Origin of the sequence: Thalassotalea sp. ND16A (genome assembly GCF_000764205.1) — a bacterium.
Classification (GTDB): Bacteria; Pseudomonadota; Gammaproteobacteria; order Enterobacterales; family Alteromonadaceae; genus Thalassotalea_A.
The window spans coordinates 118,052-144,542 of record NZ_JQDZ01000123.1; the positions used below are offsets into that span (position 1 = coordinate 118,052).

The window sequence follows — 26,491 nt, forward strand, 5'->3', positions numbered from 1 at the left end:
ATGCGAGGGGAGGTCCCGTATCTCGCTTTGGCTCGCACGGAATGACGGTGTATGCTTGCTAATAATAGCTGAGTATTGATGAGCTTAGTTAACTTACACCGCGTTATCCCCGAAGAGATCGTTTACTTCGCCGACATCTCATGACAAACCGCAGAACCCAGTAATTTCACCAATTGCTGTTTTCTGTCATCACTGCCTAATACCCACATTAATTTCGTACTCGCCGCCTCAGGTGTCATATCACGACCATCGATAATAAATGGAGAACGCAGATTTTTACCGGCTGCATAGCGGTGAATATCTAAACTGCCGTTGTAAACATCGGTAACGATCACCGCACATTTAAAGCGATCGTTGGTTTCATTTTTCGCCTGCTCTACCACTTGCGCTAAATTAAAATCATCCGGTGCTGTGCCGCTACCAAAGACCCGTAATACCAGACCTTCAATATCACTACCTTTGATGATTTTCAGTAATAATTCACCAGTAAAACCAGGGTTTAGGTTCATGCTTAATACCTTGTCACTATAACCCAAAGAAGAATTGTTTAGTGGTGGATAGGCATTTGGCAAGGCACGTAATTGCTCTTTAAATATGGTGGGTACCGGAAACAGTTCACCTAATATTTGCGCATTAGGGGTAGAGAAACCAACAGCAGAGCGGGTACTTGATTTGCGTGAGCGGTTGCCGCGCAATAATTGCCCGGCAAAACATATCATCACTTCACTCAAAGCAGGCAACGATTTGCCCGATTGATCGGCAACATACAAGGCCAAACGCAGGTTTTGCAAGCCGTCACTACCGGGTTTGCTTAATGGTACCTGTGCACCAGTCACCACAACGGGCTTGGTATTTTGCGCCAAACAAAACGATAACGCTGAAGCGGTGTAAGACATAGTATCGGTACCATGGAGGACAACAAAGCCATCATAATCATCATTATGAGATATGATCATACTGGCCATGGCATCCCAGTGTTTGGGGCCAATTTCGCTGGAATCACTGGTGCCTATCACCGCACCATCGGCACCGGTGAGCGGTTTGACTTCAATGGTAGAGCATAAATCAGTGGTCAGGTTTTTGATTAATTCAATCAGCACTTCGCCTTTACCCGCTTGTAACTCGCCACTGGCTTTTGCTGCCATGGTAATAGTACCGCCGGTGTTGATCACTAAGATTTTGTTATTTGGCTTGTTCATTACTCGATTCTTCAGCTATTTCGAAATTGCGCTAATTCTAGGTGAATTTTACGTTTAGCTAAAGCTTTGCAAGGTTTAATTTGCAATTTAATTAATGCCAAAATTGTTGAAAATGGAAAGAAAAATGTAAACAGGATATGGTGGGGCGGGAAAACTGTCTGCGGCACAACATATGTACCGCAGAACAAGAAGTTTCTAATCTAGCAAGAGCATTATCAGTAAGAGTTACTGATTCGCTTCAACGATGCGTTTCATGTCAGTCATGTAGCCGCGAAGCTCTTTACCAACAACTTCTACACCATGGCTGCGAATGGCTTCATTCACTTCAATTAAACGTACATTGTCTACGCCATTTGAGCTTGCTGATAAGCCTTCACCCAACTGCTCTAACGTTAATTTACTGGCGTAATCGGCAAGTAACGGTTGCGCGGCATGAGTAAATAAGTAGTTACCGTATTCGGCAGTATCAGAAATTACTACGTTCATCTCGTATAATTTGTTACGGGCAATACAGTTAGCAATAAGTGGCGTTTCGTGCAATGACTCATAGTAGGCTGATTCATCGATGATACCGGCAGCAACCATAGCTTCAAACGCTAATTCAACCCCTGCTTTTACCATAGCAACGACGAAGATACCTTTATCGTAATATTCCTGTTCAGTGATTTCCGTGTCACAATCTGGTGCTTGTTCGAACGAAGTTTCAGCCGTTTCTTCACGCCATTTTAACAGGTTAGCGTCGTCATTGGCCCAATCTTCCATCATCGTCTTGGAGAAATGACCATCGATGATATCATCCATGTGCTTTTCAAATAATGGGCGCAAGATAACTTTTAATTCTTCTGACATATCAAAGGCTTTGATTTTCGCCGGGTTTGATAAACGGTCCATCATGTTGGTGATGCCGCCGTGTTTTAACCCTTCGGTGGTAGTTTCAATGCCGTATTGCAATAATTTACGTGCGTAAGCTGCGTCCATACCTTGGGCAACCAATTGCTTGTGGCCTAATACTGCGGCGGTTTGCAACATCCCACATAAAATGGTTTGCTCGCCCATTAAATCCGATTTAACTTCGGCAATGAATGAAGACTGAAGTACACCGGCACGGTCACCACCAGTTGCTGAGGCGTAAGCTTTGGCGATGGCTAAACCATTACCTTGTGGATCATTTTCCGGGTGAACGGCGATCAGTGTTGGTACACCAAAACCACGTTTGTATTCTTCACGTACTTCGGTACCTGGACACTTAGGCGCAACCATAACAACGGTGATGTCAGAACGAATTTGCATGCCTTCTTCAACAATGTTGAAACCATGAGAATAGGCTAACGTTGAGCCTTGCTTCATGTGTGGCATTACGGCAGTAACCGCTGATGTGTGTTGTTTATCTGGCGTTAAGTTTAATACTAAGTCCGCTTGTGGAATTAATTCTTCGTAGGTACCAACAGTAAAACCGTTTTCAGTAGCCCACTGCCAAGATTGACGTTTCGATGTGATTGCTGCTTCACGCAACGCATAAGAAATGTTTAAACCTGAATCACGCATGTTTAAACCTTGGTTTAACCCTTGTGCGCCACAACCGACAATGACAATATTCCAGTCTTTAATGAAATTACAGCCATCATTAAATTCTTCGCGTTTCATAAAGCGACATTTACCTAATTGTGATAATTGATCGCGTAAGCTTAAAGTGTTGAAATAATTCGCCATGTTGTTCTCCAGAAATATAACGCTACTCGTGATTTGGTAGCCAATGAACACAGCTTAGCGCAAACTTAACGTTGCTTAAAATGATATATTTGCATCACTACATTTCAAATTGTGCAATAATGTAAGTGTTGGCGATTAAGGAAATGAGTTTTGGATATAAAATCACTGCAAGTATTTTGTCATTTAGCCGGTAGTTTGCATTTTGGCCAAACTGCGCATGCCCATCATGTCAGTCCGTCTACGCTGTCACGAATGATCCAACGCATTGAAGATGAAGTGGGTTGTCAGTTATTGCAGCGTGATAATCGCACTGTAGAGTTAACCGTTGCCGGCAGAAAATTTGAACAATATGCCAATCAACAATTATTGCAATGGCAACAATTTCAAGGTGAATTACAGGCAGAGCAACCACAACTTACCGGCAAACTCAGTCTTTATTGTTCAGTAACGGCGGCCTATTCCCATTTACCCCAGCTGCTTGATGGTTTTCGCCGGCTTTATCCGCACATCGAGATCATGCTCGATACTGGTAATGCCGCCAATGCGGTGGAGAAAGTGATCGACAAGCAAGTGGATTTTGCCATTGCCGCTTATCCGGAATCGCTACCGAAAAGCTGTTACTTTTATTCGCTGGCACAAATTCCATTATCGATTATTGCCCCTACCATCGATTGCCAGGTGAGCCAAAAACTAGCACAGCGGCAAGTGAACTGGCAACAAATGCCGATCATCTTGCCCGATCATGGCGCGGCAAGAAAACGCTTTGAACATTGGTATCGACAAAAGGGCCAGGGCAAACCCAATATTTATGCCACCGTGTCTGGCCATGAGGCGCTGGTTTCTATGGTCGCACTTGGCTGTGGTGTCGGCATTGCGCCAGAAGTGGTGTTAGAAAACAGTCCGGTAAAAGACCGGGTGCGGCGTATTAGCTCCGCTGCGGCGATAAAACCGTTTGAATTGGGCATCTGCTGCTTAAAAAAACGTATGGACGAACCGGTGATCAAGGCGTTTTTGGCTACTATTCTTGAGCATTAGAAACTACTAACAACATTGCTGTCATTGCCGTCTAATCTCTAGCTAGGAAACAAATAAAACTATACATTTACAAGTCAAAAGCTAGATTGAATACATAAGATAAATCAGTGTTATATGGTCAAAAGGCTATACCTAAATGACTGTGGATAAGTTTGCAGTTTTGTCTTGCGATCTCAAAAAAGCTATGTTTTATTAGTAATTAAGCTCGCAATTTTGTACGGATGTAGAATAGTGTCAGAAGAAAAAGAAAAACCAACAATCCCAGAAGTTGACTTCAAAACATTCCTTGAAGAAACCCCACCAAATCACACGGTTAAGTGTATTGATTTTGATATTCAGAGGCCAAAACACACTGTATCTAGTGTTAATGAAAATATAGAGCCCTTGCTGTATTGCCCTCATGAGAAGTGTAAAGGTAATCGTTTATTTTTTACTAGAACCCAATATGGCACTCATTTAAGCGACAAAGAGTTAAATATGAATTTTATTAAATACACTTGCCGTAATTGTGGTGTAACTGAAAAGGTCTTTGCATATTTACATGAATTTGATGGTGGTTATAACAGTATTGTAGCTAAAGTTGGTGAAATACCTAAGTTTGGTAAGCGTGTGCCAGAGAAAGTTAACAAGCTAATCAAAAGCGAACGAGATCTATTCTTCAAAGGTATGGCAAATGAAAACCAAGGCATGGGTATCGGTGCATTTAGCTATTACCGCAGGGTACTTGACTCACAAAAGGACCGTATCTTCGATAAGATAATACAAGCGGTTGAAGTATTGCCAGTAGATAAAGAAATTATCGAAGAACTAAAAGCTGCCAAGGCTGAAACACAGTTCACTAAAGCCGTTGATAAAATTAAAGCTGCATTGCCGCAGGGATTATTAATCAGTGGTCATAATCCATTAAAACTTTTATACAGTGCCGTTAGTGAAGGTCTGCACAATCATACTGATGAAGAATGTCTGCAATACGCACAAAGTATAAGGCTGGTGTTGTTCGAATTTGCCGAGCGTCTTGATTCAGTGTTAAAAGCAAACCGTGATTTAAGCGGTGCTGTCAAAATGCTTGCAGGTTTAAAACCTAAGGCAAAAGCTTAATATATGGTTTCAAGGGGGATCTAATAAACCAATTCCCCCTTTTAGCAACAAACATGTGTAATATAAGCCACACACCCCGAAACAGGTTTGAAAACCTTTTATACATATTTATTAATCCGTGGCATTTATCGCTTTCGTTGTAGAACTGGCCTTTAGTGCGGTAAATGAAACCCAGATTACTGCAACACAGCCTAGGCTAATTACTTCCTTGAAGTTTTCAACATCTCCCAAATTTAGGTCTTGGAATAGAATGTTGATTAGTAACAGACCAGAATTAAAAATGGCACCTACCGAAAGGATGATCGCAATGATTGTTTCAAGTTTAGGTGTCATTTTGTCGTTGAATTTACAATACGCAATAAGGACGAGGAGGTAAACAATCGCTGCCACAATTGCCCATTGAGGAGGAAACTGCATCATTACTTCTCCTCCTTGGTGTCTAGATAGTCAGCTAAATTATTTCTTTTCTCTTTCAAATCAGAAAAATCAGATATAACTACTTTCTCGAGTTTAAGTAGTTTGTCCGGAACAGTATTTACATTTGCAAGGTTACTTTTAATATCATTAACTAGTTCTAGCCCGTTTTTTTCATGGCCAGCCAGCTCATTTCTTGGTTTGTAAAATTTGAAATAGTAAGCACCACAAACGCTTGTAAATAGAGCCATTCCTATTGTCCAGTAGTGAAATGGTAAAGTGGGAAACAGTGTGGCAACCAAGCTACCCAGACCAATTAACATCCCAAGAAAGGAAAAGGACTTTTGTTGTATTTTGTCTTTTGCATCTGAAATGTAATCTAGTTGCTCACTTAGTGTTTCAAGTTGCTCCGCGCATTGTTGTCTGAGCTCCTCATTCGATTCAGCAATTCTTTTTTTTGAACTTTTCGACAGCTAATTCTAACTGTAAACTGTGCCTATCAAACTCCTCAATGGTTTGTTCTTCTTTGGGTTTGTCAAAGTATGCGATGAGTGTATATATCTCATTAGCTGAGGATTCAATTTCTTCTACTGAAATGCCTGTCATTTTTGTATCTGTCTAATTGAGTAATTACTAGCCATTAAAGCAAAATGTTTATGTTAAAACAATTCTAACCCGCTGTTTTCATTAATTAACGGTCTAAAAGGTATGAATATATGATTACTTTGGTTAGCTAGACCTACTATGTGGAACCCCAGTAAAAGGCCGAGTGCGGCGGATCAGCTCAGCGGCGGCGATAAAACCATTTGAATTGGGCATCTGTTACTTGAAGAAACGTATGGACGAACGGCAAGTAAATAGGCCACCCACTGTAACCTTAGCTTACTTGGTTTCAGTGGGTGTTTTCATTTGCCCATATTTTTCAAAATAAATGATATTTTTCGGAATAATTGAGAACGGTTGTAAGTGAGGCGAAATCGGGTCTCATTTTGACGGCGAAAGCTCACTTACTTGTAAATTGGTTTTAATTACTTTTAGCCAGGTGTTGTAGTTGGCCTTTAGGTTAATCAGATATTTAGGATTGCTCGAACAAAACTGGATGATGAAAACCGTTAAGCATTGACTTATATTCGAATCGGTATTGTGTTATCTGGACGAATACACTTTGGCAATGAGTTCATTGTTTTTCATTAAATCAACGATAATAGTATCTTGTTTTAATATGCTGTTTAACTCTCTTTTAAATACGCTCAATGCTTTTTCATTATCATTAGGGTTTTGCAAGTGGTTCAAGTAATCTTGTGATAGTACTAAGTTTAAATTTGCAATATAGCCAGAGCGTTCAGCAAGTTTTACGGCATCTTTAGATAACCACTTTAGTACTTTTATTAGCAACTCTTTTTGGCTGTGTAACTCATTGATTGCATTCGGCACTGATGCTGGTCTGCCTATATTCCACACGGGTTCATGGTGAAATGCTTTATTTCTAAATGTTTGTATCGCTTGGATGTGGGTGTGGATATTAACTCTACCCCTATGTCCTCTTGGTAGATTAGGAAATACAGGGCGAATTAATGCGGGCCATAACGCTTGAGGGTTACGATTAACCTCAAAAGGCACTCTAAATAAATTTGTCCAGAATCCAAAGGTCATTTTAGCTACTATTCTATCAGCAGATATTGTTACGTGCTTTGCAAGATTTAATTCTTGTCTGATTTGATTGCGAGCAGAATTTAGAGCACTTCCATGATATCTGACATTTCCTTGCTGTACAAAAGTAAGACTGGATATCGATTTAGTTGCTAAGTTATCAAACCAATACCTACCTAGACTGCTTGTAGCGTGGTTATGAATAGCGTTTCTAAGTGCGACTTCTACTAACTGAATAATTGGAAAAAAGGCAGAAACAATATCTTTATTCCATAAATAGCAACCAAATAATTCAACATTACTTTTAGAGTTGAAGAAACTTTTATACTTGGCAAGCCTTGGACCTGATATAAAAGGCTCAATTACTAAATGGTTCAATGCTCTCAACTTGACAACCTCTCTTGGTTTCATGTAGATTTAGGCTATAGTCAGTAAGGATTCCTCTCCCGCCGATATAATCGAGTGGTGATGCCCTTACAATATGACGCCAGATATAAACCCTCGGTGCGAAAGTGTCGAGGGTTTTTCTTTTTTTGGTTTATGGAAAATCTTCAAATTTAACAAAGAAAGCGCCTATTAAGGCAAGTACAGTCTCTAGCCATTGCCAGCAATTATAAATACCATTAACCGATAACACTTTCGGTCAAATGCCGGATCAGTCGGTCCATTGCCCGATAGGATAACGCCTCAATTAAATGTTCTTTGGCAATATCTTTTTGTTGTTTTAAATCGGCTATGGTGCGGGCAATTTTCAATAACTTGTGATGCGCCCGCGTCGATAGTCCAAGCTTCTCTACCGCCAGTTCTAAAAATTCACAATCTTCATCAGTTAAGTAGCAATGCTGTTTAAGTTCAGGGCTGGTTAAGTAAGCATTCGCCTTGCCTTGGCGGTTAAGTTGTATTTGCCGGCAGTTATGTACCCGCTGACTTATTGTTTTACTGCTTTCATTATTATTTGGGTTGTTGTTCCATAAGCCTTTGGGTAATCGACAGACTTCCAATTGAATGTCGATACGATCCAAAAAGGGTCCGGATAACTTATTTAAGTAACGCAGTACTTGCTCTGGTGTGCTACGTTTATCGGTATAAAAACCGGTTGGGCTAGGGTTCATCGCCGCCACCAGTTGGAACTTAGCCGGGTAGGTCATCTTGTGCAATGCTCTGGAGATGGTGACTTCCCCCGACTCCATCGGCTCTCTTAAGACATCGAGCACCCTGCGATTATATTCGGGCAGTTCATCGAGAAATAATACCCCGTTATGCGCCAATGATATTTCGCCTGGCACTGGCTGGCTGCCGCCACCGACCAGCGCTGCCGCCGAGGCGGTATGATGTGGCGCTCGAAATGGCCGTTTGAGCCAATAGTTATTATTGAGATTGTGTGCACAAATCGAATGAATTGCTGCAGTTTCTAATGATTCTTCTGTGGTCATCGGCGGTAAAATGCCGGGCAGTCGGCTTGCCAGCATCGTCTTTCCGGTACCAGGGGGGCCAATAAAAAGCAGGTTATGCGCGCCGGACGCGGCCAGTTCTAATGCCCTTTTTGCCAATGGCTGGCCGATCACATCCTTGATGTCATTGCTATCTATATCTGCGACGAAATGCTCTTGTTCTACCGGCTGATACTGCATCAAAGGTAGCGGTTGTTGCCGGGCAAAATGCGGAAATAGTTCGTTTAAATGCCGTAAGGCGATGATGCTTGCTGCGTTTACTCGACAGGCTTGCCTGGCATTACTCTCGGGCAATACCAGAGTGCGTTGGCTGTTTCTGCTGGCAATGGCCAAGGGGATTTCACCGATAATGGCGCGCAACTCGCCCGATAAGGCCAACTCGCCGGCAAATTCGTAATTGAGCAACTCCTGGCTGGGTATTTGTTCCGAGGCGGCCAATATACCGATGGCAATCGGCAAGTCGAAATGGCCACCTTCTTTGGGCAAGTCTGCCGGCGCTAAATTGACGATGATTTTTCGCGCCGGAAATTCAAAGCCGCAGTTGATGATGGCGCTGCGCACCCGAGATTTTGACTCTTTTACCGAGGTTTCCGCCAGACCGACAATATGAAATCCGGGTAAACCGGCGCTTAAGTGTATTTCGATGGTGACTAATGGCGATTCTAATCCAATTCGAGCGCGTGAGTAGATGCATGCGAGGGCCATAAAAAATCCATTTTTTTAACTATCCTTGTCTGTTAATTGTAGTTGTAATCGAGGAAATCGCGATTAAATATATTTATTTAGTAAAGGTGAATAAGTATTTAGTTATTAGTTATTCATTAAAAAAGCTTGTGACCAACATTTAGCTATGGTAAAAATACATCACTTGCAAAAATTATTAAAAAACTAAGCAAAGCTAAATTATGAAAAACTTACACCTGATTATTAACCGTGTCGTCGTAGTGATTATTACATCATTGCGGGCTAGGTGTTGAGTTAAGAGAAATAACGAAATATTCAACCCCCGCTTCGCAAGAACCGGGGGTTTTTTTTATATGGACATAATTATGCTTGGTAGGCAGGGATAGCCTAAAGAAAGAATTATTTATAGGGCTTTAACCAGCCAATTCAATTGAGACGAGTAGATGACTGGCGCAGAATTAACATTACAAATATTACAACAGCATGGCGTAGATAGCGTATTTGGTTACCCGGGCGGTGCCATTATGCCGTTGTATGATGCAATTTATGACAGCCCGATAAAGCATTTTTTATGTCGACACGAACAAGGCGCTGCCTTTGCTGCTGTCGGCTATGCCAGAGCCAGTAAGAAAGTAGGCGTTTGTTTAGCGACTTCAGGGCCTGGCGCGACCAATTTAATAACCGGCCTTGCCGATGCGATGAGCGATTCTGTTCCTGTGGTTGCAATTACCGGCCAGGTACCAACCGTTGCTATGGGCAGTGATGCGTTCCAGGAAGTGGATATTATTGGTTTATCACTGGCGGTTACCAAACACTGTGTGCAGGTGACGAACGTCGAGGACATTCCTACTGCCATTGAAGAAGCCATTAGCATCGCGCTATCAGGCCGAATGGGACCGGTATTGATTGATATACCAAAAGATATTCAGGTTGCCGAGACTCAGGTTGGTGGCAAGGGTCCAATGAATGGCAACGGTCCGACGGCTGTCGACTGTCATCATGATCTCGCGATTGAACAAGCGAAAACATTAATCAGCCAGGCGAAGAAACCGGTGCTTTATGTTGGCGGTGGTGTTGGCATGGCCGATGCGGTGAGTGAATTAAGAGAATTTTCTCAGCTCAGCAAAATACCGAGCGTGTCAACATTGAAAGGTTTAGGTACTGTTGCCGCTGACGATGAATATTATTTGGGCATGCTCGGCATGCATGGCACTAAAGCGGCAAATTATGCGGTTCAACAGTGTGATTTATTAATTGCCGTTGGTGCTCGTTTTGATGACCGGGTTACCGGTAAATTAAAAGAATTTGCCAGCAATGCCAAAGTGATTCATTTTGATATTGACCAGGCGGAAGTGAACAAGCGACGTCTGGTTGATGTGGCGCTATTAGGCGATTTGAAAGTGAATTTGCCGGCCACGGCAGTGACTACCGACATTGCCCCGTGGCAACAATATTGCCGACGGATGATTATTGATTTTGCCTGGCAATATGATCACCCGGGCGAGAAAATTTTTGCACCGGCCTTGTTAAACAAACTGAGCCAGCTAATGCCAGATACGACTGTGGTTACTACCGATGTTGGTCAGCATCAGATGTGGACGGCACAGCATATGGCCTTTGCTCAGCCGGAAAACTTTTTATCCAGTGGTGGCCAGGGGGCGATGGGCTTTGGCTTGCCGGCAGCCATAGGGGCACAGGTCTCTCGACCAAACGATACCGTGATCGCGGTCTCTGGCGACGGCTCCTTTATGATGAATGTGCAAGAGCTGGCGACATTAAAGCGCTACGGCATTCCGGTAAAAATAGTGCTAATCGATAATGCCCGCCTTGGCATGGTGCGCCAATGGCAGCAAATATTTTTTGAAGAACGATACAGTGAAACCGATTTAAGTGATAATCCTGATTTTGTGATGTTGGCGCAAGCGTTTGATATTAAAGGACAGGTGATCACTACCAAGCAGCAGGTTGACGCTGCACTTAAAGAAATGCTCGCGCATGATGGGCCTTATCTATTACAGGTACGAATAGATGAATTAGACAATGTCTGGCCCTTAGTACCACCTAATGCTGCCAACGAAGCTATGCTTGAATCGGTGAAATAAATATGTTGCATATTTATTCACTTGGTTCAGCAAGCTTTAAGGCTAGTAAGTTAACATTTTGGAGACAGGTTAATGCAACAACATAACTTAACAATAACCGCTAAGCATCAGCCGGTGGTGTTGGAAAGACTGCTACAAGTGACTCGTTATCGAGGCTTTAATGTCGTTGGCATGACTATGTTTCCGGTCAGTGAACTTGAGCAACTCACCATCGAACTGTCAGTAGTTAGTGACAAATCAGTCGATAATTTGAAAAACCAATTGTTGAAAATAATCGACATTGAGCAAATAAAGGTTGAAGATCAGGCTCTGCAAAAATTCATGGCCTAGTTTAACAACTATAATGGCTACAGTATTAAAGATATTAGGAAAGAAGAATGGCTAAGGTTAACGCTGAAAAAATTTGGTTTAATGGAGAGTTAATGCCGTGGGCAAATGCGACGGTACATGTGATGAGTCACGCATTGCACTATGGTTCATCAGTATTTGAAGGCATTCGCGCCTACGAAACACATAAAGGAACGTGTATTTTTCGTTTAGAAGAGCATATCGATCGTTTATTTGATTCAGCAAAAATCTATCGCATGGATATTCCATACACGCGTGAAGAAGTGATGCAAGCGTGTCGTGATTCTGTTGCCGAAAATGGCTTGAAATCGGCTTACTTACGTCCTCTTGCCTTTTTAGGCGACATTGGCATGGGTCTGCGTCCGGCGCCAGATGCACAAGCGGATCTAATGGTAGCGGCCTTTAGTTGGGAAGCTTATTTAGGTGCCGATGCCATGGAAAATGGCGTTGATGTAGGTGTTTCTTCATGGAATCGCTTAGCGCCTAATACTATGCCGACTGCCGCAAAAGCCGGTGGTAACTACCTATCTTCACAACTTATTTCAAGAGAAGCGCATCGTCATGGTTATACCGAAGGTATCGCACTGGATGTGAATAATTACGTCAGTGAAGGCGCCGGTCAAAACTTATTTTTAGTGCGTAAAGGCATTATTTATACGCCACCAGGGTCGTGCTCAATTTTATCCGGTCTAACTCGTGATACCGTGATCACCCTTGCCAACGACTTAGGTTATGAAGTGCGTGAAGAACTGATCGCTCGTGAAACCTTATACCTTGCCGATGAATTTTTCATGTGTGGCACCGCCACAGAAATTGTTCCGGTAAGTACTGTTGATGGCATTCAAGTGGGTAGTGGTAAGCGTGGTGAAGTCACCAAGAAAATCCAGGATGCCTTCTTTGGTATGTTTGACGGTAGCACTGAAGTGAAATCTGGCTGGTTAGATCCAGTAAAATAATGTGCCTAATGCGCATATTATAAACCCAACAATTTAGTTAGAAAGGAAATACAATGCCACAATTGAAATCGGCAACTTCTACTCAAGGTCGCAATATGGCTGGCGCTCGTGCTTTATGGCGCGCTACTGGCATGACAGATGGGGATTTTGGCAAGCCTATTATCGCCGTGGTGAACTCGTTCACCCAGTTTGTTCCTGGCCATGTGCACTTAAAAGATATGGGGCAGTTGGTTGCTGGGGCAATTGAAGAAGCTGGTGGTGTGGCGAAAGAGTTTAATACCATCGCGGTTGATGACGGTATTGCCATGGGTCACAGCGGTATGCTTTATAGTTTACCGTCACGCGATCTTATCGCTGACTCGGTAGAATATATGGTAAATGCCCATTGCGCTGATGCCATGGTATGTATTTCAAACTGTGACAAAATCACCCCAGGCATGTTGATGGCAGCGATGCGCCTTAACATTCCTGTTATTTTTGTTTCTGGCGGTCCAATGGAAGCGGGTAAAACTAAGCTTTCCGAGCAAATAATCAAACTCGATTTAGTGGACGCGATGATCCAGGGTGCCGATCCAAAAGTATCTGACGCACAATCTGAGCAAGTAGAACGTTCAGCATGCCCTACTTGTGGTTCATGTTCTGGTATGTTCACCGCTAACTCAATGAACTGTTTAGCTGAAGCATTAGGTTTAGCGCTGCCAGGGAACGGTTCAATGTTAGCGACTCATAGCGATCGCGAACAACTGTTCTTAGACGCCGGTAAGCAAATAGTTAACTTAACTAAACGTTATTACCAAGACAACGATGAGTCAGCTTTACCACGTAATATTGCCAGTAAAGCTGCTTTTGCCAACGCTATGTGTCTAGATATTGCGATGGGTGGTTCAACCAATACCATATTGCATTTACTCGCCACAGCACAAGAAGCGGAAATAGATTACACCATGGAAGACATGGATAAATTATCACGCATTGTGCCGCAGTTATGTAAAGTTGCGCCATCAACGCCTGAATATCATATGGAAGATGTGCATCGCGCAGGAGGGGTAGTCGCTATCTTAGGTGAATTGGCACGCGCTAATTTATTAACTACCGATGTGCCAAATGTGTTAGGTACTACCTTAGCTGATGTCATCGCCAAATATGATATTACCGTCACCGACGATGAAGATGTTAAAACATTCTACCGTGCCGGACCTGCTGGTATTCGTACCACGAAAGCGTTTAGCCAGGATTGTCGCTGGGATACCTTAGACGATGACAGAGAAAATGGTTGTATTCGTAATCTTGAAAATGCTTTTTCTACAGAAGGTGGTTTAGCGGTACTTTCCGGTAATATTGCTGTCGACGGTTGTGTTGTTAAAACCGCTGGCGTATCAGACGATAACCTAACCTTTACCGGTCCGGCGCATATTTTTGAAAGCCAGGATGCTGCAGTAGCGGGTATTTTAGATGGCAAAGTAGTGGCTGGCGAAGTCGTTGTTATACGTTACGAAGGCCCTAAAGGTGGCCCAGGTATGCAAGAAATGCTTTACCCAACCACGTATTTAAAATCGATGGGCTTAGGTAAAGCATGTGCGTTGTTAACGGATGGGCGCTTCTCTGGTGGTACATCAGGTTTATCAATTGGCCATGTTTCTCCAGAAGCTGCTGCCGGTGGTACTATTGGCTTGGTTGAGCAAGGCGACATTATTCATATCGATATTCCTAACCGTTCGATTAAATTAGAACTTTCTGAAGATGTACTTGCAGCTCGTCGGGTGGCGATGGAAGCAAAAGGCAGAGATGCTTGGAGCCCGGTGAATCGAGATCGTCCAATTAGTTACGCGTTAAAGAATTATGCAATGTTAGCAACCAGTGCTGACAAAGGTGCTGTTAGAAATCGTGAATTACTAGATCAGCTAGGCTATTAAGGTTAAATAGGTGAAATCATGGCGACCAGTATCGCGGCAGAGGCGCTGATTATAAAAGGAAAACAGGCGATGAGAGATATTGGTTTAGAATATTTACGTCGGATTTTAATGGCTCCTGTTTATGATGTTGCCGTTGAAACTGAGCTTACTAGTTGTACTAAATTATCAGCAAAGCTGGGTAACGAAATTTACTTAAAGCGTGAAGACCAGCAACCTGTTCATTCATTTAAACTTCGCGGCGCTTATAATAAGCTTGCACAATTGCCAAAAGAGCAAAGCCAATATGGGGTTATTGCCGCATCCGCTGGTAATCATGCGCAAGGGTTAGCGTTAGCGGCTAAACAGCTAGGCATCAATGCCACCATTGTTATGCCTATCACCACGCCCGATATAAAGGTCGACAATGTTCGCCGCTTTGGCGCTGAAGTGCGTTTAATTGGTAAAAGTTTTAACGAAGCTCAGCAAGCCTCAATGGAATTTGCCGAACAAGAAAATAAAACCATTATTCACCCGTTTGATGATCCCGACGTTATCGCCGGGCAAGGAACTGTTGCTAAAGAATTAATGCAACAATTACCCAATGCCGATGTGGTCTTTATCCCTGTTGGTGGTGGTGGTTTGCTTGCGGGTATGGCGGTTTATTTAAAACAGCTATCGCCAAATACCAAAGTTATTGGTGTTGAAGCCGAAGATTCAGCATGTTTGGCGGCGGCAATGCAAGCTGGAAAACCGGTGGATTTAGATCATGTCGGTCTATTTGCTGATGGTGTGGCAGTTAAGCGCATTGGCAGCAATACGTTTTCGCTCATTAAGCATTTTTGCGATCAGGTTATTACCGTTTCCAGTGATGAAATTTGCGCATCAATAAAAGATATTTTTGAGCAAACTCGAGTGATTGCTGAACCTGCAGGTGCCCTTTCGTTAGCTGGACTGACTAAATATTGTCAAACTGGTGCTGGTAATGAAAAATTAGCCGCGGTATTGTCTGGCGCGAATATGAATTTTCACTCACTGCGCTATGTCTCAGAGCGTTGTGAATTGGGCGAGCAAAAAGAAGCGGTATTGTCGGTGGTTATTCCTGAAGAAAAGGGCAGCTTCCGCCGTTTTTGTCAGGCTTTGAATGGCAAGGCGATCACCGAATTTAATTATCGTTATGCCGATGCATCACAAGCACACATCTTCGTTGGCGTGCGTTTAAGTGAAGGTAAAGCCGAGCTTGACCAACTTGTTCAACATTTAACTGAGCAAGGTTATGCAGTAAGTGATTTTACCGATAATGAATTGGCTAAATTGCATGTGCGCTACATGATTGGTGGGCAAGCAACGGCACCACAAAATGAGCGATTATTTAGTTTTGAATTTCCAGAATACCCAGGTGCTTTAGAGAAGTTTTTAGATGCATTAGGTGAGCTGTGGAATATATCACTATTTCATTATCGAAACCACGGCGCCGCCTTTGGCCAAGTACTCGCGGGTATCGGCGTCAAGGAAAGCGAGCAATTAGCGTTTTTCCGGCATTTAAAAGATTTGGGCTTTAACTACAAAGAAGAAACCGATAATCCGGCTTATCAGGCATTTTTGAGTAAATAAAGACAACAGCTTCGGGCTACTGGCAGATAGGTTGTTAAGTCTATTTAGGTTAGTTGGATTAGTTACCGTTTAATCTGCAGTATTTGTTCAGATTTAAATCATGCTTCGGGCAACGAGCTACGGGCAGATAGGCTTAAGTCTGCTATGCACTTTTTGAATCAAGGAGGTCCCCGAACAAGTCGGGGATGACGGTTTATTGTCTCAAATCAGGTTTGGAATACTAGTCCTGTTTATTTAACTTTTCTTCCAGTTCGGCGAGTTTCGCTGCCATTTCATCGAGTTTTGCTCTGGTTTTTATCAATACTTGCGTTTGTACGTCAAATTCTTCGCGGCTGACTACGTCTAATTGTGACAACTTGCTTTGTAGCACCTGTTTGGCTTTTGCTTCAAAATCGTTAGCAACATTTTTTACCCCTGGCGGGATCGATTCGGTAATTTGCTTGGCAATATCTTCAATTTTTTTGGCGTTAATCATTATCGTCTCTTCTGATACCATTTCTCTGCTTTTATTGTAAACAAAAACACACTGAATTGCACAAACAAGTTCGAAAGATCAACAAGCCCTAGGCGCTCAGCGAAAAAGCAGGTAAAATTGCCGTCTTATTTTTTTGACAGAACTGCAAATGAAGCTTAACCCCGGACAAAATGAAGCGAAAAACTACGTTAGCGGCCCTTGCCTGGTACTGGCTGGTGCTGGCAGTGGTAAAACCGGTGTTATTTGTCAGAAAATCTCTTACCTTATTCAAGAATGTGATTATAAGGCACGCAATATTGCCGCGGTAACCTTTACCAATAAGGCTGCCCGAGAAATGAAAGAGCGGGTCAGTAAAATGTTGGGTCGTGATTTATCGCGGGGCTTAATGGTTTCTACCTTTCACTCTCTTGGTCTGGATATTGTCCGTCGTGAAATAAAAACCCTGGGTTTTAAGCCGGGCTTTACCTTATTTGATGATCAAGATAGCTTGGCGTTATTAAAAGAGCTGAGCGAAAAAGAGCTCGACGGTGATAAAGAATTGCTGTCGCGTTTGCAAAGCTCGATCTCTAACTGGAAAAATGACCTGTTACTACCCGAGCAAGTGTTAAAAGTAGTGCGTGGCGCCGATGAGGTATTATTTGCCGAGTTTTATCAACGCTATCATCAAAATATGCGGGCGTATAATGCGCTGGATTTTGATGACCTGATCATGATCCCGACCCTGTTAATACGCAATTTTGAAGAAGTGCGCTTGCGCTGGCAGAAAAAAATTCAATACTTGTTGGTGGATGAATATCAAGATACCAACACCAGCCAATACGAGCTGGTAAAAAATTTAGTCGGTGAGCGTGCGCGCTTGACTGTGGTGGGTGATGATGATCAATCGATATATTCATGGCGTGGCGCGAAACCACAAAACCTGGTGCTGCTGGGTGAAGATTTTCCACAGTTGAAATTGATCAAACTGGAACAAAATTACCGCTCCAGTGGTCGCATCTTGAAATGTGCCAATACCCTGATCGCCAATAACCCGCATGTATACGATAAAGCGCTGTTTAGTGAGCTTGCTTATGGTCCGGAATTGCGAGTGGTGAAGACCAAGAATGAAGATCATGAAGCCGAGCGGGTAGCCGGTGAATTGCTCGGACATCGATTTTTAAATAAAAGTAAGTTTAAAGATTACGCGATTTTATATCGGGGTAACTTTCAATCACGAGTGATCGAAAAGGTACTGATGCAAAACCGTATCCCTTATAAGATCAGCGGTGGTACCTCATTCTTCTCACGCTCTGAAATTAAAGACATCATGGCTTATTTGCGCCTGGTGGTAAATCCTGATGACGATAATGCATTTTTGCGAATTGTTAATGTGCCAAGACGCGAAATTGGTCCGGCGACGTTAGAAAAGCTGGGCACTTATGCCAATATTCGCCAAATCAGCATGTTTGCCGCCAGTTTTGAGTTAGGGCTGGAACAGCATTTGACCGGCAGAGGGTTGGCCAATGTGCAGCGTTTTTGCCGAATGATTGTTGAAACCGAAGATAACGCCAACCGTGGCGATACGGCGGCAGTGCTGCGCAGTTTCATTCAAAGCATCAATTACGAAGATTGGCTGTACGATACATCGCCAAGCACCAAAGCCGCCGAGATGCGAATGAAGAACGTCACCCAGTTGTTTAGCTGGGTAACCGATATGCTTGCCGGCAATGAGCAAGATGAGCCGATGACGTTGGCGCAAATTGTCACCCGCTTAACGTTACGCGATATGATGGAGCGTGGCGAAGAAGAAGAAGACACTGATCAAGTGCAATTAATGACGCTACACGCTTCGAAAGGCCTGGAATTTCCCTATGTCTACCTGATCGGTATGGAAGAAGGTATGTTACCCCATCAAACCAGTATTGATGAAGATAACGTTGAAGAAGAACGCCGTTTGGCCTACGTGGGCGTTACCAGAGCACAACGGGAATTAATTTTTACTTATGCGCAAGAGCGTCGCCAATATGGTGAAGTGATCCGCACTGAACCCTCACGATTTTTATACGAAATGCCACAGGACGATTTAGCCTGGGAGCAAAGTAGTCAACGCAAACAAAGCGCGGTTGAGACTCAAGAAAAAGGCAAAGCCGGCGTTGCCGGCTTAAGAGCTATGCTTAACGCCAACAAAAAGTAATCCCGATACTGAATTCTGCCGGTAAGTTACCAACGCGCGAAATGATCTTCGCTTAATCCGAGAATATTGTTGAACATAATTTCGTTACCGTCGCTGTCGATAATCACCCCGTTATAATGTCCGAGGTATTGTCGAAAATTACTTTTCAGTAACCAAAGGTTAAGGCGCTCCTGGCGACTATTTAACGGGGTAAAGTTTAAGTCAACCTTCGCGGTTTGGCCGCTATTGGCGGCACTACGGATATGCCAGGGCTGGGTATTGAGGGTGCTGCTGCGCTGGCGCTTAAAATCAAATTGTACTGTGGGTAAGTAATGGCGTTTGCCATTAAGCCAGAGCACATTTTCACTGTCGCCGGTTTCATTTACCCCCGCGGCCAAATTGAGCCCGATGATACCAATATCTGTCTGGGTGTTAATACTGGCCCAGCGCCAACTGGTTTCTCGGCGCATGTAACCCGCTGAAAAATCATAACCGGCCAGGGCCTGGTTTAAATTTATCGTTTTTTGGTTAACGCTTAACTTGCCCGTAACACGCAAACCATTGTGTTTTTGGGTGTAAGTCCAACCGTTATACCCGGTAGGACTGCACATGGCTAAAGGCAAGCTGTTGGTTAAAGGGGTTAAGCAGATATCGGCTTGTACATGGTGGGTGTTGAGCCGCAATTGCCATTGACCATTTTGGATAATAAAGCCTATGTTATTGGCCGCTGTTCCTATCGAGGCCGTACCGTTGCTGGGCGAAGCACAGGTGCTATAACCTATGCCAGGCGGTCGTAGCCAACTTTGTTCAATGATGGTGTTGCTGGCGATATCATAAATATAGATAAACCCATTGGCTAAATAACGAATGTCGGCAATGGCGATGCCAATGATGTATTGTGCGGTATTAATACTGACGAACTGGAATTGTTTGTAATGAAAATGTTTACTGAGCTTACCGGCTGGTTTATCCATGCTACCAAAATAACGAAACTGATTTAGCGCTAAATTTTCAATGGGGTGATCAAATTGGCCAAATTTTGGCATACCATCGCTGTTGATTAAGCAAAAAGGTAAGCGCTCTGTATTCGCTTCCATGCAGTTTCTCTTTTGTTATTTAAATAATGTAATAAACTACTTTACCTTGTAACCGGCATCGATGAAAGTAGCTTAGGAATCAAGGAATCAAGGAATCAAGGAATCAAGGAATCAAGGAATCAGGGAGTCAAGGAATCAGGGAATCAAGGAATCAAGGAATCAGGGAATCAGGGAATCAAGGAATCAGGGAATCAAGGAATCAAGGAATCAGGGAATCAGGGAATCAGGGAATCAAGGAATCAAGGAATCAAGGAATCAAGGAATCAAGGAATCAGGGAGTCAAGGAATCAGGGAATCAAGGAATCAAGGAATCAAGCTGAATTTTGCGCTTTTTTAATGAAATAAATGTTTACTTTTTATACAAAGGCGATTAAAGTAGCGCCGTTATCTATTCACGTCTTGTTTATTTAACTGATTATCACAGAGATAATCCTTGTTTTGTCTTTCCCTTTCACAGTCAGTCATCACTACAAAATTTAAGCTTAATTGTTGTCTGAGTTCTCGAGCTGTGTCTCGACATTGTGCCAATCTGCATAAGTGCTACTTTCCATTAATTAGTACGATACCCTATAAGTATCTTGATCAAACAATAAAAAGCTTTTCATGTTCCTGCGCCGTTTTACCTAAGGGTTTTGGCGCAAAATAAGAGAGTTTTATTATGTCCTTTAAACATAACGGTAAGATTTATTCGATTAAATCACCAGTACAATCCATTTCGGTCAATAAACACAATATTGTGGTGACCGATCAAAAATGTTCACAGTTATTTTCATTCAATACTGTCAATGAAACTAAGTGTTTCTTAGCCAGGTTGGTTAACGGCTAATTTAGACCCGATACCGATTAAAGTAAATGTATAGCCACTGAGTGGGTAGTACTTACTTTAATTGGTGTTATATCAAGTTGGTATTAAGCGCAATGGTTGATATCATCCACTGAATTATATTCTGCTGCGGCGACGGGTTTACTAATAAAGAATCCCTGGCCAAATTCACATCCCGCTTCAATGACTTTATCAAGCTGCGCTTGCGATTCAATGCCTTCGGCGATAAGCCGGAACCCTAGTGACTCGCCTAAGCGGGCCAAACTCTTGGTGAGTTCTAAATTTTTAGCATTAGCCCCTAATGAACGGACAAAGTTTTGATCTAATTTAATAAATTCAAACGGGTAATTATTTAAATAGTTTAATGACGACAAGCCAGAACCATAATCATCGAGGGCTAATCTTACCCCGGTTTTCTTCAGTTGTTTTAAATTAGTTAATGAATGCTCGGGTTGCTGATGAAACGCTTGTTCATTAAATTCAATGATCAGACGCTGTGGCTCAACAAAGTGTTGTTGCACTAATTGGCTTAGTTGCTGTACGGATTTGTATTGCAGAATATGTTTGCCAGACAAATTAATACTGATAAAAGCATGATCAAATTTATCTTCCTTATCCCAAATGGTTAATTGCTTGGCAACACTGGTCATCACCCCATTTTCAATCGCGATAATAAGACCCGTTTCTTCAGCAACCGAGAGAAAATCGGCAGGCGCTAACAACCCCTTAGTGGGATGCTGCCAACGTAATAAAGCTTCAAAACCAATGATTTTGTTTTCTACTAAATTCGATATTTTTTGGTAATACAAGACAAACTCATTGTTTAACACCGCTTGTCGTAAATCTTGCTCAAGGGTTAAGCTGGCTAATAATTCTTCGCGCATACTCTTGGCAAAAAACATTAGCCGACCACGGCCCATAGCTTTTGCCTGATACATGGCGGCATCAGCGTCGCGTAATACGTCGGTGGCATTGTTATAGCTGCGATCGCAAATGGCAATGCCGATGCTGGCTCCGGAGAGTAATTGCTGCCCTTCAATAATGAAAGGCTGCCTTATGGCGTCGATAATACGGCTGGCGATATCCTCAGCGTCATCGGCATGGCTAAGGGGAGCAAGTAAAATCACAAATTCATCTCCCCCCAAGCGTGACAAAATGTCATGACCACGAATGCACTCGGCAATGCGGTCGGCAATTTGAATTAACAGCAAATCACCAAAATGATGGCCTAAAGTATCATTAATTATCTTAAAGCGGTCGATATCGATAAATAACACAGCAAAGCGATGGTCAATATGGCGTTGTATGTGCTTGATGGCGTGCTTTACTCTGTCGATAAACATAGCCCGGTTCGGCAGTTTGGTTAAGGGATCATGGTGAGCCTCATAGTAAAGTCTTAACTCACTTTGACGATGCTGCTCTACCTGTTTACGCAAATTAACATTGCTTTGCTGTAAATGCTGGGTTCGGTCAAAAATAATGTCTTCAATGTCTTTGCTATACAGTTTTAATAGTACATTGGCGCGAATACGGTGAATGGCGGCAGAAATATGCAGTGCAATAAACTTAATCAATTGCAGATTGATCTTGGTTTGATGGTTGGGGTTTATAAAACCTTTGACGCCAATTAAACCAATAGTAAGGCCTTCGACCATTAATGGCGAAGCCAGCCAGACATCAACCAAACGGGTTTTTGGGTTACGGGTGGGAAACGCTCTTTTACTGACGGTGTTTTCCGTTTCTAAAATGGCGACTTGATCATGGTTAATCAGCACAGGTTTCGCTATGGTACTGATAAAATCGACAATGTCGGGGTTAAGTTGCTGATCGATAGTGGCGCAATTTATCTCATCAATATAAATGTGATCACCCTGCTGATTATCTTCTAGAGTAAATAGTTGAATATAAAGGTTTTCTGCTGGGAAATAGGTTTGGATGATGTTTTGTAGCGCCGGATAAAAGCAAGACAAATCTGCCACTGAACCACAAAGCTCAGTAAGTTTTAATAAGCCAGTCTGTACTCGTTTGCTGTTTTTGTACTGCCCCAGCAGCAATTTGAGCTTAATTAATACGTTACCTTTACTTCCTGCCATATTATGCCTTTGTTCCTTCAAAGTTTGTAAAGCGATATCTTTCAGCTGATTTTGACAATAGTCAAGATGAATGTATAAGTGTAGCAACCAATTGGGTGTTATCCATAGTAACCTCAATATAAAAATATATTTTTCAGTATGGCGGAATAAACAGGTTGTTGAAGAGTGAAAATTAAGTTCAGATATTGCCTTTTTATTTGTAAGACATTGACTATAGGTGTTGGTGTTGTTGGCGGAAAATGCTCACCACTGAAAAATTAAAATCAATATAAACAAGTTGTTACACATGTTGCTCATTTGTTAAGCAAATAATTTTTGTTCAGCCAATTGCATCCTTTGCTAACTGCAGTAAAATTTATCTTAGTTACAGGATGTAGCTATTTAGAAATCAAACGGTGGAAATTTGGTAGGGATGCTATAAGGATAGCTTAACGGATTATTAAGCAGATCAGGAAGATCGTTTAACACGGATGTGTTACTCGCAAGAGTTTAGGGACTAGTCATAAGGTGTCAGGATGACCGAAAAGAAAAAATAACGTACGGAAACGATGCAAAATATACGGATAGTATTACAAGGATAGGTTCAGGGCTGGAATACCAGAACAAAGACAAATGATTTGTCGAAAAGCGATAGGTTTTTACCTGTCGCTTTTTTTTTGATCAAAAACTAACAGTTTTGTCGCTATTTGACGTAAAATATAAATAACCCATTGTTAAATAAGATTGTTATGAGCAGAAGCAAAAAATCACGTAAACCAGGCCGCATGAAGTCTGAAAGTGCACCCAAAAAGGTAGTTTTGGAAGAAAAAGAACCAAGAGCTAGGAAGACCTCTGGTAATAAAGCCGGTACCAGACAGCAAGTAGCAAAAGACAAAGCTATTAGCAGCGATAATGCGACAGCTAAGGATCCTCGAATTGGCAGTAAAAAACCAATTGATTTAGGTATTGTGTTAACGCCGGTAAAAAAAGTGAAAAAGCAAGAGCCGCCGGCTAAAGCCAGTGTGGCGCCAATCAAAGTGATTGATGATTCAGAAAATTTGGAACAAGAATTATTAGCCATCGAAAGTAATGTCGAATTACAACAGGTAGCGGCAAAAGTTGATAGTGGGGAAGAGGTTTCTGAACAAGAAGCAGAGTTACTGGCAACGTCACTGGAAAGATATCAGCAACTCATTGAAAAATTAGGTTTAGAAAATGATGAAGCTAGTGAAGCTGCTGAAGAAACAGACCCGGAAGATGAACTGTGGGATAAATTAGACAGTTCAGATTTATCTGATTTTAAAGAGTAAAACTGTTAGTGACCACATTACACATTGCATTACTGTGTCTGGCTGCAGTAGTGATCATCATTCTTGCCAGCTATGCGACATTACTTTTATTAAAACTACGCCAACAAAAACAACAGCAACTTCTGGCTAGCCGGCAAGAACAGCTCAAGCAAATGGCAAGAGACGTTAAAACGGTTAATTCGATAGTATTAATTGCAAAAGCGGTAAATCAAAAGCAATGTGAGATCTCTGAAGGCTGTTGGCGCTTATCGGTGTTGATGGAATCATTGCCGCAACAAAGTCAGCAGTTAAAATTAAAATTTCCTGCTATATTTAAGTTATACAGCAAAATCAGCCACATGCCGATCCTTGATGCCCGCAAGCAACTGACTAAACAAGAAAAGTTAAAACTTGATTTAGAGCGAATGACGGCTGAAGAAGAGCTGGAACAGGCGGTATTAGAAGATATTGCTAACCTTGTGCCTTTTGCGCATTCACTACAACAAGAGCTAAATAAACAATAATAGCAGCGGAGCTGAATTATGTCTGAGCAACTAAAAACAGAATTCACTAAACGAATCATAGAACTTCAAACTCGAGTAGATTCAATCCATGGCGATTTTGCCGAAGGTAGAGCCGCTGACTGGTCAGAACAGGCCGGTGAAAGAGAGAATGATGAAGTATTGAATGCGTTAGAATCGGAAGCAAAGATTGAAATACAGCAGCTTTCTAACGCGATTGCTCGTATTGACAGAGGGTCGTATGGGCAATGTGCATCTTGTGGTGAAGATATCGCTACCGAGCGATTAAAGGTACAGCCGGCGGCAACAAAATGCATTGAATGTGCCGATTAGCAGCGGTTTAACTTTAGTCCTTATTATGACATTTCCAGATGATTAAAATTATTTTTGGTGCGAACGAATTATTAAATCATTGCGCTTGATCAATACCACTTAAGCTGAATATATTTATACTGCAATCCTTAATAGAAAAAGGTTTGTACAATGTCATATAGTGAAATGTTTTCCCCAGAGTTATTAGCGAAATATAATGTTAGTGGTCCACGATATACTTCATATCCAACCGCTTTAGAATTCAACGACAACTTCAGTGAAACTGATTTAGTCACCGCGGTAAATAACTCTGCATCTCACGAATTATCTTTGTACGTTCATATCCCGTTTTGTCATAGTCTTTGCTATTACTGTGGTTGTAATAAAATAATTACACGGCAAACCTCGAAATCTGATGAATATCTAAATTATTTATTTAAAGAAATTGATGCCAGAGCATCTTTGTTTAAAGATTATCAAGTTAAACAATTGCATTGGGGCGGCGGTACACCAACATTTTTAACGAAACAACAAATAACCCGATTAGTAACGAAACTAAAGGCATCGTTCAACTTTACTGATTCTGTGGAAATGAGCATCGAAGTAGATCCACGAAAAATAGAATTGGACCTGGTTGATCATCTATTTGATGAGGGCTTTAATCGCCTTAGTATTGGTGTACAAGATACTGATTTAAAAGTACAAGAAGCGATTAATCGGGTGCAAAGTACAGAGTTTATCACCGACTTGGTCCATCGTGCGAAAGCGGTAGGATTTCGTTCTGTAAACCTGGATTTAATTTATGGATTGCCACATCAGACGGTGGAAACTTTTGCCAATACGATGAAAGCAGTAAAAATTATGGATCCGGATAGAATTTCGTTGTTCAGTTATGCCCATCTGCCTAGTCGATTTGCAGCACAGCGAAAAATCAAAGATGAATGGATGCCTAATGCTGAGCAAAAATTTGCCTTGATGCAATTTGCCATTGAATCATTTATCGACCTTGGGTACGAGTTTATCGGCATGGATCATTTTGCCAAACCAGAAGATGAATTAGCCATTGCTCAACGCGAAGGCAAGTTACACCGTAACTTCCAGGGTTACACCACACTTGGCGACTGTGACCTTCTGGCCCTGGGGGTATCATCAATTAGCGCGATTGGCCAAAGCTTTAGCCAAAATAGTAAAACTTTGAATGAATACTACGAAATGGTTGAAGCCAAAGGTAATGCCTTAGAAAAAGGCATAGTAACGACCACTGACGATGTGATCAGAGCTACTGTGATTAAAGAGCTAATGTGTAATTTTAGTTTGCAAAAATCGGCAATTGAACAGCAATTTGATATTAACTTTGATCAGTATTTTGCCGACGATATCACGAGTTTAGCGACCTTTATTAATGATGGTTTGCTAGTAAATAACGAGAAAGAAATTGTCGTTGTGGCAAAGGGGCGTTTATTAATTCGTAATATCTGTATGTCGTTTGATGCCTATTTAAAAACAAAGTTACATCAACAGCGCTTCTCGCGAGTGATATGATACCAATTCTACTGAGCCTGTTAATTCTCACTGAGTGGGAAGAAACTAAGTAGACTTG

Annotated in this window: 22 protein-coding genes; 13 read left to right on the forward strand and 9 right to left on the reverse strand. The window is 42.1% G+C overall.

Features of this window, described 5'->3' with window-relative positions; all coding sequences use genetic code 11:
• Positions 1–122 precede the first annotated feature (122 nt).
• Entirely contained in the window at positions 123–1,199 is a 1,077-nt protein-coding gene (locus ND16A_RS0119760) for an asparaginase (protein ID WP_052073322.1), read from the reverse strand.
• A 225-nt stretch (positions 1,200–1,424) separates the two neighbouring features.
• Positions 1,425–2,909, reverse strand: a complete 1,485-nt coding sequence (gene ilvC, locus ND16A_RS01250; protein ID WP_033079252.1) for a ketol-acid reductoisomerase — start codon at positions 2,907–2,909, stop codon at positions 1,425–1,427.
• Positions 2,910–3,059: 150 nt separating this feature from the next.
• Between ilvC and ilvY the strand changes: the two genes are divergently transcribed.
• A complete protein-coding gene (gene ilvY / locus ND16A_RS01245; protein ID WP_033079253.1) occupies positions 3,060–3,944 on the forward strand; it encodes an HTH-type transcriptional activator IlvY in 885 nt (294 codons plus the stop codon).
• A gap of 231 nt (positions 3,945–4,175) precedes the next feature.
• The gene (locus ND16A_RS01240) at positions 4,176–5,042 is read left to right on the forward strand and encodes a hypothetical protein (RefSeq protein ID WP_052073323.1); all 867 of its coding nucleotides are present in this window, start codon (positions 4,176–4,178) and stop codon (positions 5,040–5,042) included.
• Positions 5,043–5,153: 111 nt separating this feature from the next.
• On the opposite strand, the gene ND16A_RS01235 is transcribed toward ND16A_RS01240, so the two are convergent.
• The 4 genes from ND16A_RS01235 to ND16A_RS01220 all read right to left on the reverse strand — a co-directional run bounded on the left by ND16A_RS01235 (position 5,154) and on the right by ND16A_RS01220 (position 9,262).
• Complete coding sequence (locus tag ND16A_RS01235) at positions 5,154–5,462, reverse strand: hypothetical protein (protein ID WP_033079254.1); 309 nt, start codon at positions 5,460–5,462, stop codon at positions 5,154–5,156.
• Entirely contained in the window at positions 5,462–5,707 is a 246-nt protein-coding gene (locus ND16A_RS01230; protein ID WP_033079255.1) for a hypothetical protein, read from the reverse strand. The genes ND16A_RS01235 and ND16A_RS01230 overlap by 1 nt, the downstream gene beginning before the upstream one ends.
• Positions 5,708–6,602: 895 nt before the next feature.
• On the reverse strand, positions 6,603–7,493 hold the full coding sequence (locus ND16A_RS01225) for an Abi family protein (RefSeq protein ID WP_160173546.1): 891 nt from the start codon (positions 7,491–7,493) through the stop codon (positions 6,603–6,605).
• A gap of 236 nt (positions 7,494–7,729) precedes the next feature.
• Positions 7,730–9,262, reverse strand: coding sequence for a YifB family Mg chelatase-like AAA ATPase (locus tag ND16A_RS01220; protein ID WP_033079257.1), 1,533 nt, complete (start codon positions 9,260–9,262; stop codon positions 7,730–7,732).
• Between the two features lie 422 nt (positions 9,263–9,684).
• Here ND16A_RS01220 and ilvG point away from each other — a divergent pair, with 422 nt between their 5' ends.
• The 5 genes from ilvG to ilvA all read left to right on the forward strand — a co-directional run bounded on the left by ilvG (position 9,685) and on the right by ilvA (position 16,150).
• Positions 9,685–11,343 (forward strand): acetolactate synthase 2 catalytic subunit, encoded by a 1,659-nt coding sequence (gene ilvG, locus ND16A_RS01215; RefSeq protein ID WP_033079258.1) that lies wholly within the window; start codon positions 9,685–9,687, stop codon positions 11,341–11,343.
• A 72-nt stretch (positions 11,344–11,415) separates the two neighbouring features.
• On the forward strand, positions 11,416–11,673 hold the full coding sequence (gene ilvM, locus ND16A_RS01210; protein WP_033079259.1) for an acetolactate synthase 2 small subunit: 258 nt from the start codon (positions 11,416–11,418) through the stop codon (positions 11,671–11,673).
• A gap of 47 nt (positions 11,674–11,720) precedes the next feature.
• Entirely contained in the window at positions 11,721–12,647 is a 927-nt protein-coding gene (locus tag ND16A_RS01205; protein WP_033079260.1) for a branched-chain amino acid transaminase, read from the forward strand.
• A gap of 53 nt (positions 12,648–12,700) precedes the next feature.
• Complete coding sequence (gene ilvD, locus ND16A_RS01200; RefSeq protein WP_033079261.1) at positions 12,701–14,560, forward strand: dihydroxy-acid dehydratase; 1,860 nt, start codon at positions 12,701–12,703, stop codon at positions 14,558–14,560.
• A 69-nt stretch (positions 14,561–14,629) separates the two neighbouring features.
• Entirely contained in the window at positions 14,630–16,150 is a 1,521-nt protein-coding gene (gene ilvA / locus ND16A_RS01195; RefSeq protein WP_200880869.1) for a threonine ammonia-lyase, biosynthetic, read from the forward strand.
• A 220-nt stretch (positions 16,151–16,370) separates the two neighbouring features.
• Here the strand turns inward: ilvA and ubiK are convergent, their stop codons facing one another.
• Complete coding sequence (ubiK, locus tag ND16A_RS01190; RefSeq protein WP_033079262.1) at positions 16,371–16,625, reverse strand: ubiquinone biosynthesis accessory factor UbiK; 255 nt, start codon at positions 16,623–16,625, stop codon at positions 16,371–16,373.
• Positions 16,626–16,773: 148 nt separating this feature from the next.
• Between ubiK and rep the strand changes: the two genes are divergently transcribed.
• On the forward strand, positions 16,774–18,798 hold the full coding sequence (gene rep, locus ND16A_RS01185; protein ID WP_033079263.1) for a DNA helicase Rep: 2,025 nt from the start codon (positions 16,774–16,776) through the stop codon (positions 18,796–18,798).
• A gap of 26 nt (positions 18,799–18,824) precedes the next feature.
• Here the strand turns inward: rep and ND16A_RS01180 are convergent, their stop codons facing one another.
• Positions 18,825–19,874, reverse strand: coding sequence for a DUF2804 domain-containing protein (locus ND16A_RS01180; RefSeq protein ID WP_033079264.1), 1,050 nt, complete (start codon positions 19,872–19,874; stop codon positions 18,825–18,827).
• A gap of 658 nt (positions 19,875–20,532) precedes the next feature.
• On the opposite strand from ND16A_RS01180, the gene ND16A_RS21570 reads away from it, so the two are divergent.
• Entirely contained in the window at positions 20,533–20,700 is a 168-nt protein-coding gene (locus ND16A_RS21570) for a hypothetical protein (RefSeq protein WP_200880866.1), read from the forward strand.
• A gap of 83 nt (positions 20,701–20,783) precedes the next feature.
• Here the strand turns inward: ND16A_RS21570 and ND16A_RS01175 are convergent, their stop codons facing one another.
• Positions 20,784–22,790 (reverse strand): putative bifunctional diguanylate cyclase/phosphodiesterase, encoded by a 2,007-nt coding sequence (locus ND16A_RS01175; protein WP_033079265.1) that lies wholly within the window; start codon positions 22,788–22,790, stop codon positions 20,784–20,786.
• A 728-nt stretch (positions 22,791–23,518) separates the two neighbouring features.
• On the opposite strand from ND16A_RS01175, the gene yihI reads away from it, so the two are divergent.
• The 4 genes from yihI (at position 23,519) to hemN (ending at position 26,433) form a co-directional block, all read left to right on the forward strand.
• On the forward strand, positions 23,519–24,079 hold the full coding sequence (yihI, locus tag ND16A_RS01170) for a Der GTPase-activating protein YihI (protein WP_033079266.1): 561 nt from the start codon (positions 23,519–23,521) through the stop codon (positions 24,077–24,079).
• Between the two features lie 8 nt (positions 24,080–24,087).
• Positions 24,088–24,582 (forward strand): DUF2489 domain-containing protein, encoded by a 495-nt coding sequence (locus ND16A_RS01165; protein WP_052073324.1) that lies wholly within the window; start codon positions 24,088–24,090, stop codon positions 24,580–24,582.
• Between the two features lie 18 nt (positions 24,583–24,600).
• A complete protein-coding gene (locus ND16A_RS01160; RefSeq protein ID WP_033079267.1) occupies positions 24,601–24,912 on the forward strand; it encodes a TraR/DksA family transcriptional regulator in 312 nt (103 codons plus the stop codon).
• A gap of 150 nt (positions 24,913–25,062) precedes the next feature.
• Complete coding sequence (gene hemN / locus ND16A_RS01155) at positions 25,063–26,433, forward strand: oxygen-independent coproporphyrinogen III oxidase (protein WP_033079268.1); 1,371 nt, start codon at positions 25,063–25,065, stop codon at positions 26,431–26,433.
• The last annotated feature ends 58 nt before the right edge of the window (positions 26,434–26,491 follow it).

Coding starts and splice junctions, on each gene's coding strand:
- ND16A_RS0119760 (WP_052073322.1), bottom strand. CDS start 1,199: ATGAACAAGCCAAATAACAAAATCTTAGTGATCAACACCGGCGGTACT.
- ilvC (WP_033079252.1), bottom strand. CDS start 2,909: ATGGCGAATTATTTCAACACTTTAAGCTTACGCGATCAATTATCACAA.
- ND16A_RS01235 (WP_033079254.1), bottom strand. CDS start 5,462: ATGATGCAGTTTCCTCCTCAATGGGCAATTGTGGCAGCGATTGTTTAC.
- ND16A_RS01230 (WP_033079255.1), bottom strand. CDS start 5,707: ATGGCTCTATTTACAAGCGTTTGTGGTGCTTACTATTTCAAATTTTAC.
- ND16A_RS01220 (WP_033079257.1), bottom strand. CDS start 9,262: ATGGCCCTCGCATGCATCTACTCACGCGCTCGAATTGGATTAGAATCG.
- ilvG (WP_033079258.1), top strand. CDS start 9,685: ATGACTGGCGCAGAATTAACATTACAAATATTACAACAGCATGGCGTA.
- ilvM (WP_033079259.1), top strand. CDS start 11,416: ATGCAACAACATAACTTAACAATAACCGCTAAGCATCAGCCGGTGGTG.
- ND16A_RS01205 (WP_033079260.1), top strand. CDS start 11,721: ATGGCTAAGGTTAACGCTGAAAAAATTTGGTTTAATGGAGAGTTAATG.
- ilvD (WP_033079261.1), top strand. CDS start 12,701: ATGCCACAATTGAAATCGGCAACTTCTACTCAAGGTCGCAATATGGCT.
- ilvA (WP_200880869.1), top strand. CDS start 14,630: ATGAGAGATATTGGTTTAGAATATTTACGTCGGATTTTAATGGCTCCT.
- ubiK (WP_033079262.1), bottom strand. CDS start 16,625: ATGATTAACGCCAAAAAAATTGAAGATATTGCCAAGCAAATTACCGAA.
- rep (WP_033079263.1), top strand. CDS start 16,774: ATGAAGCTTAACCCCGGACAAAATGAAGCGAAAAACTACGTTAGCGGC.
- ND16A_RS01180 (WP_033079264.1), bottom strand. CDS start 19,874: ATGGAAGCGAATACAGAGCGCTTACCTTTTTGCTTAATCAACAGCGAT.
- ND16A_RS21570 (WP_200880866.1), top strand. CDS start 20,533: ATGTCCTTTAAACATAACGGTAAGATTTATTCGATTAAATCACCAGTA.
- ND16A_RS01175 (WP_033079265.1), bottom strand. CDS start 22,790: ATGGCAGGAAGTAAAGGTAACGTATTAATTAAGCTCAAATTGCTGCTG.
- yihI (WP_033079266.1), top strand. CDS start 23,519: ATGAGCAGAAGCAAAAAATCACGTAAACCAGGCCGCATGAAGTCTGAA.
- ND16A_RS01160 (WP_033079267.1), top strand. CDS start 24,601: ATGTCTGAGCAACTAAAAACAGAATTCACTAAACGAATCATAGAACTT.
- hemN (WP_033079268.1), top strand. CDS start 25,063: ATGTCATATAGTGAAATGTTTTCCCCAGAGTTATTAGCGAAATATAAT.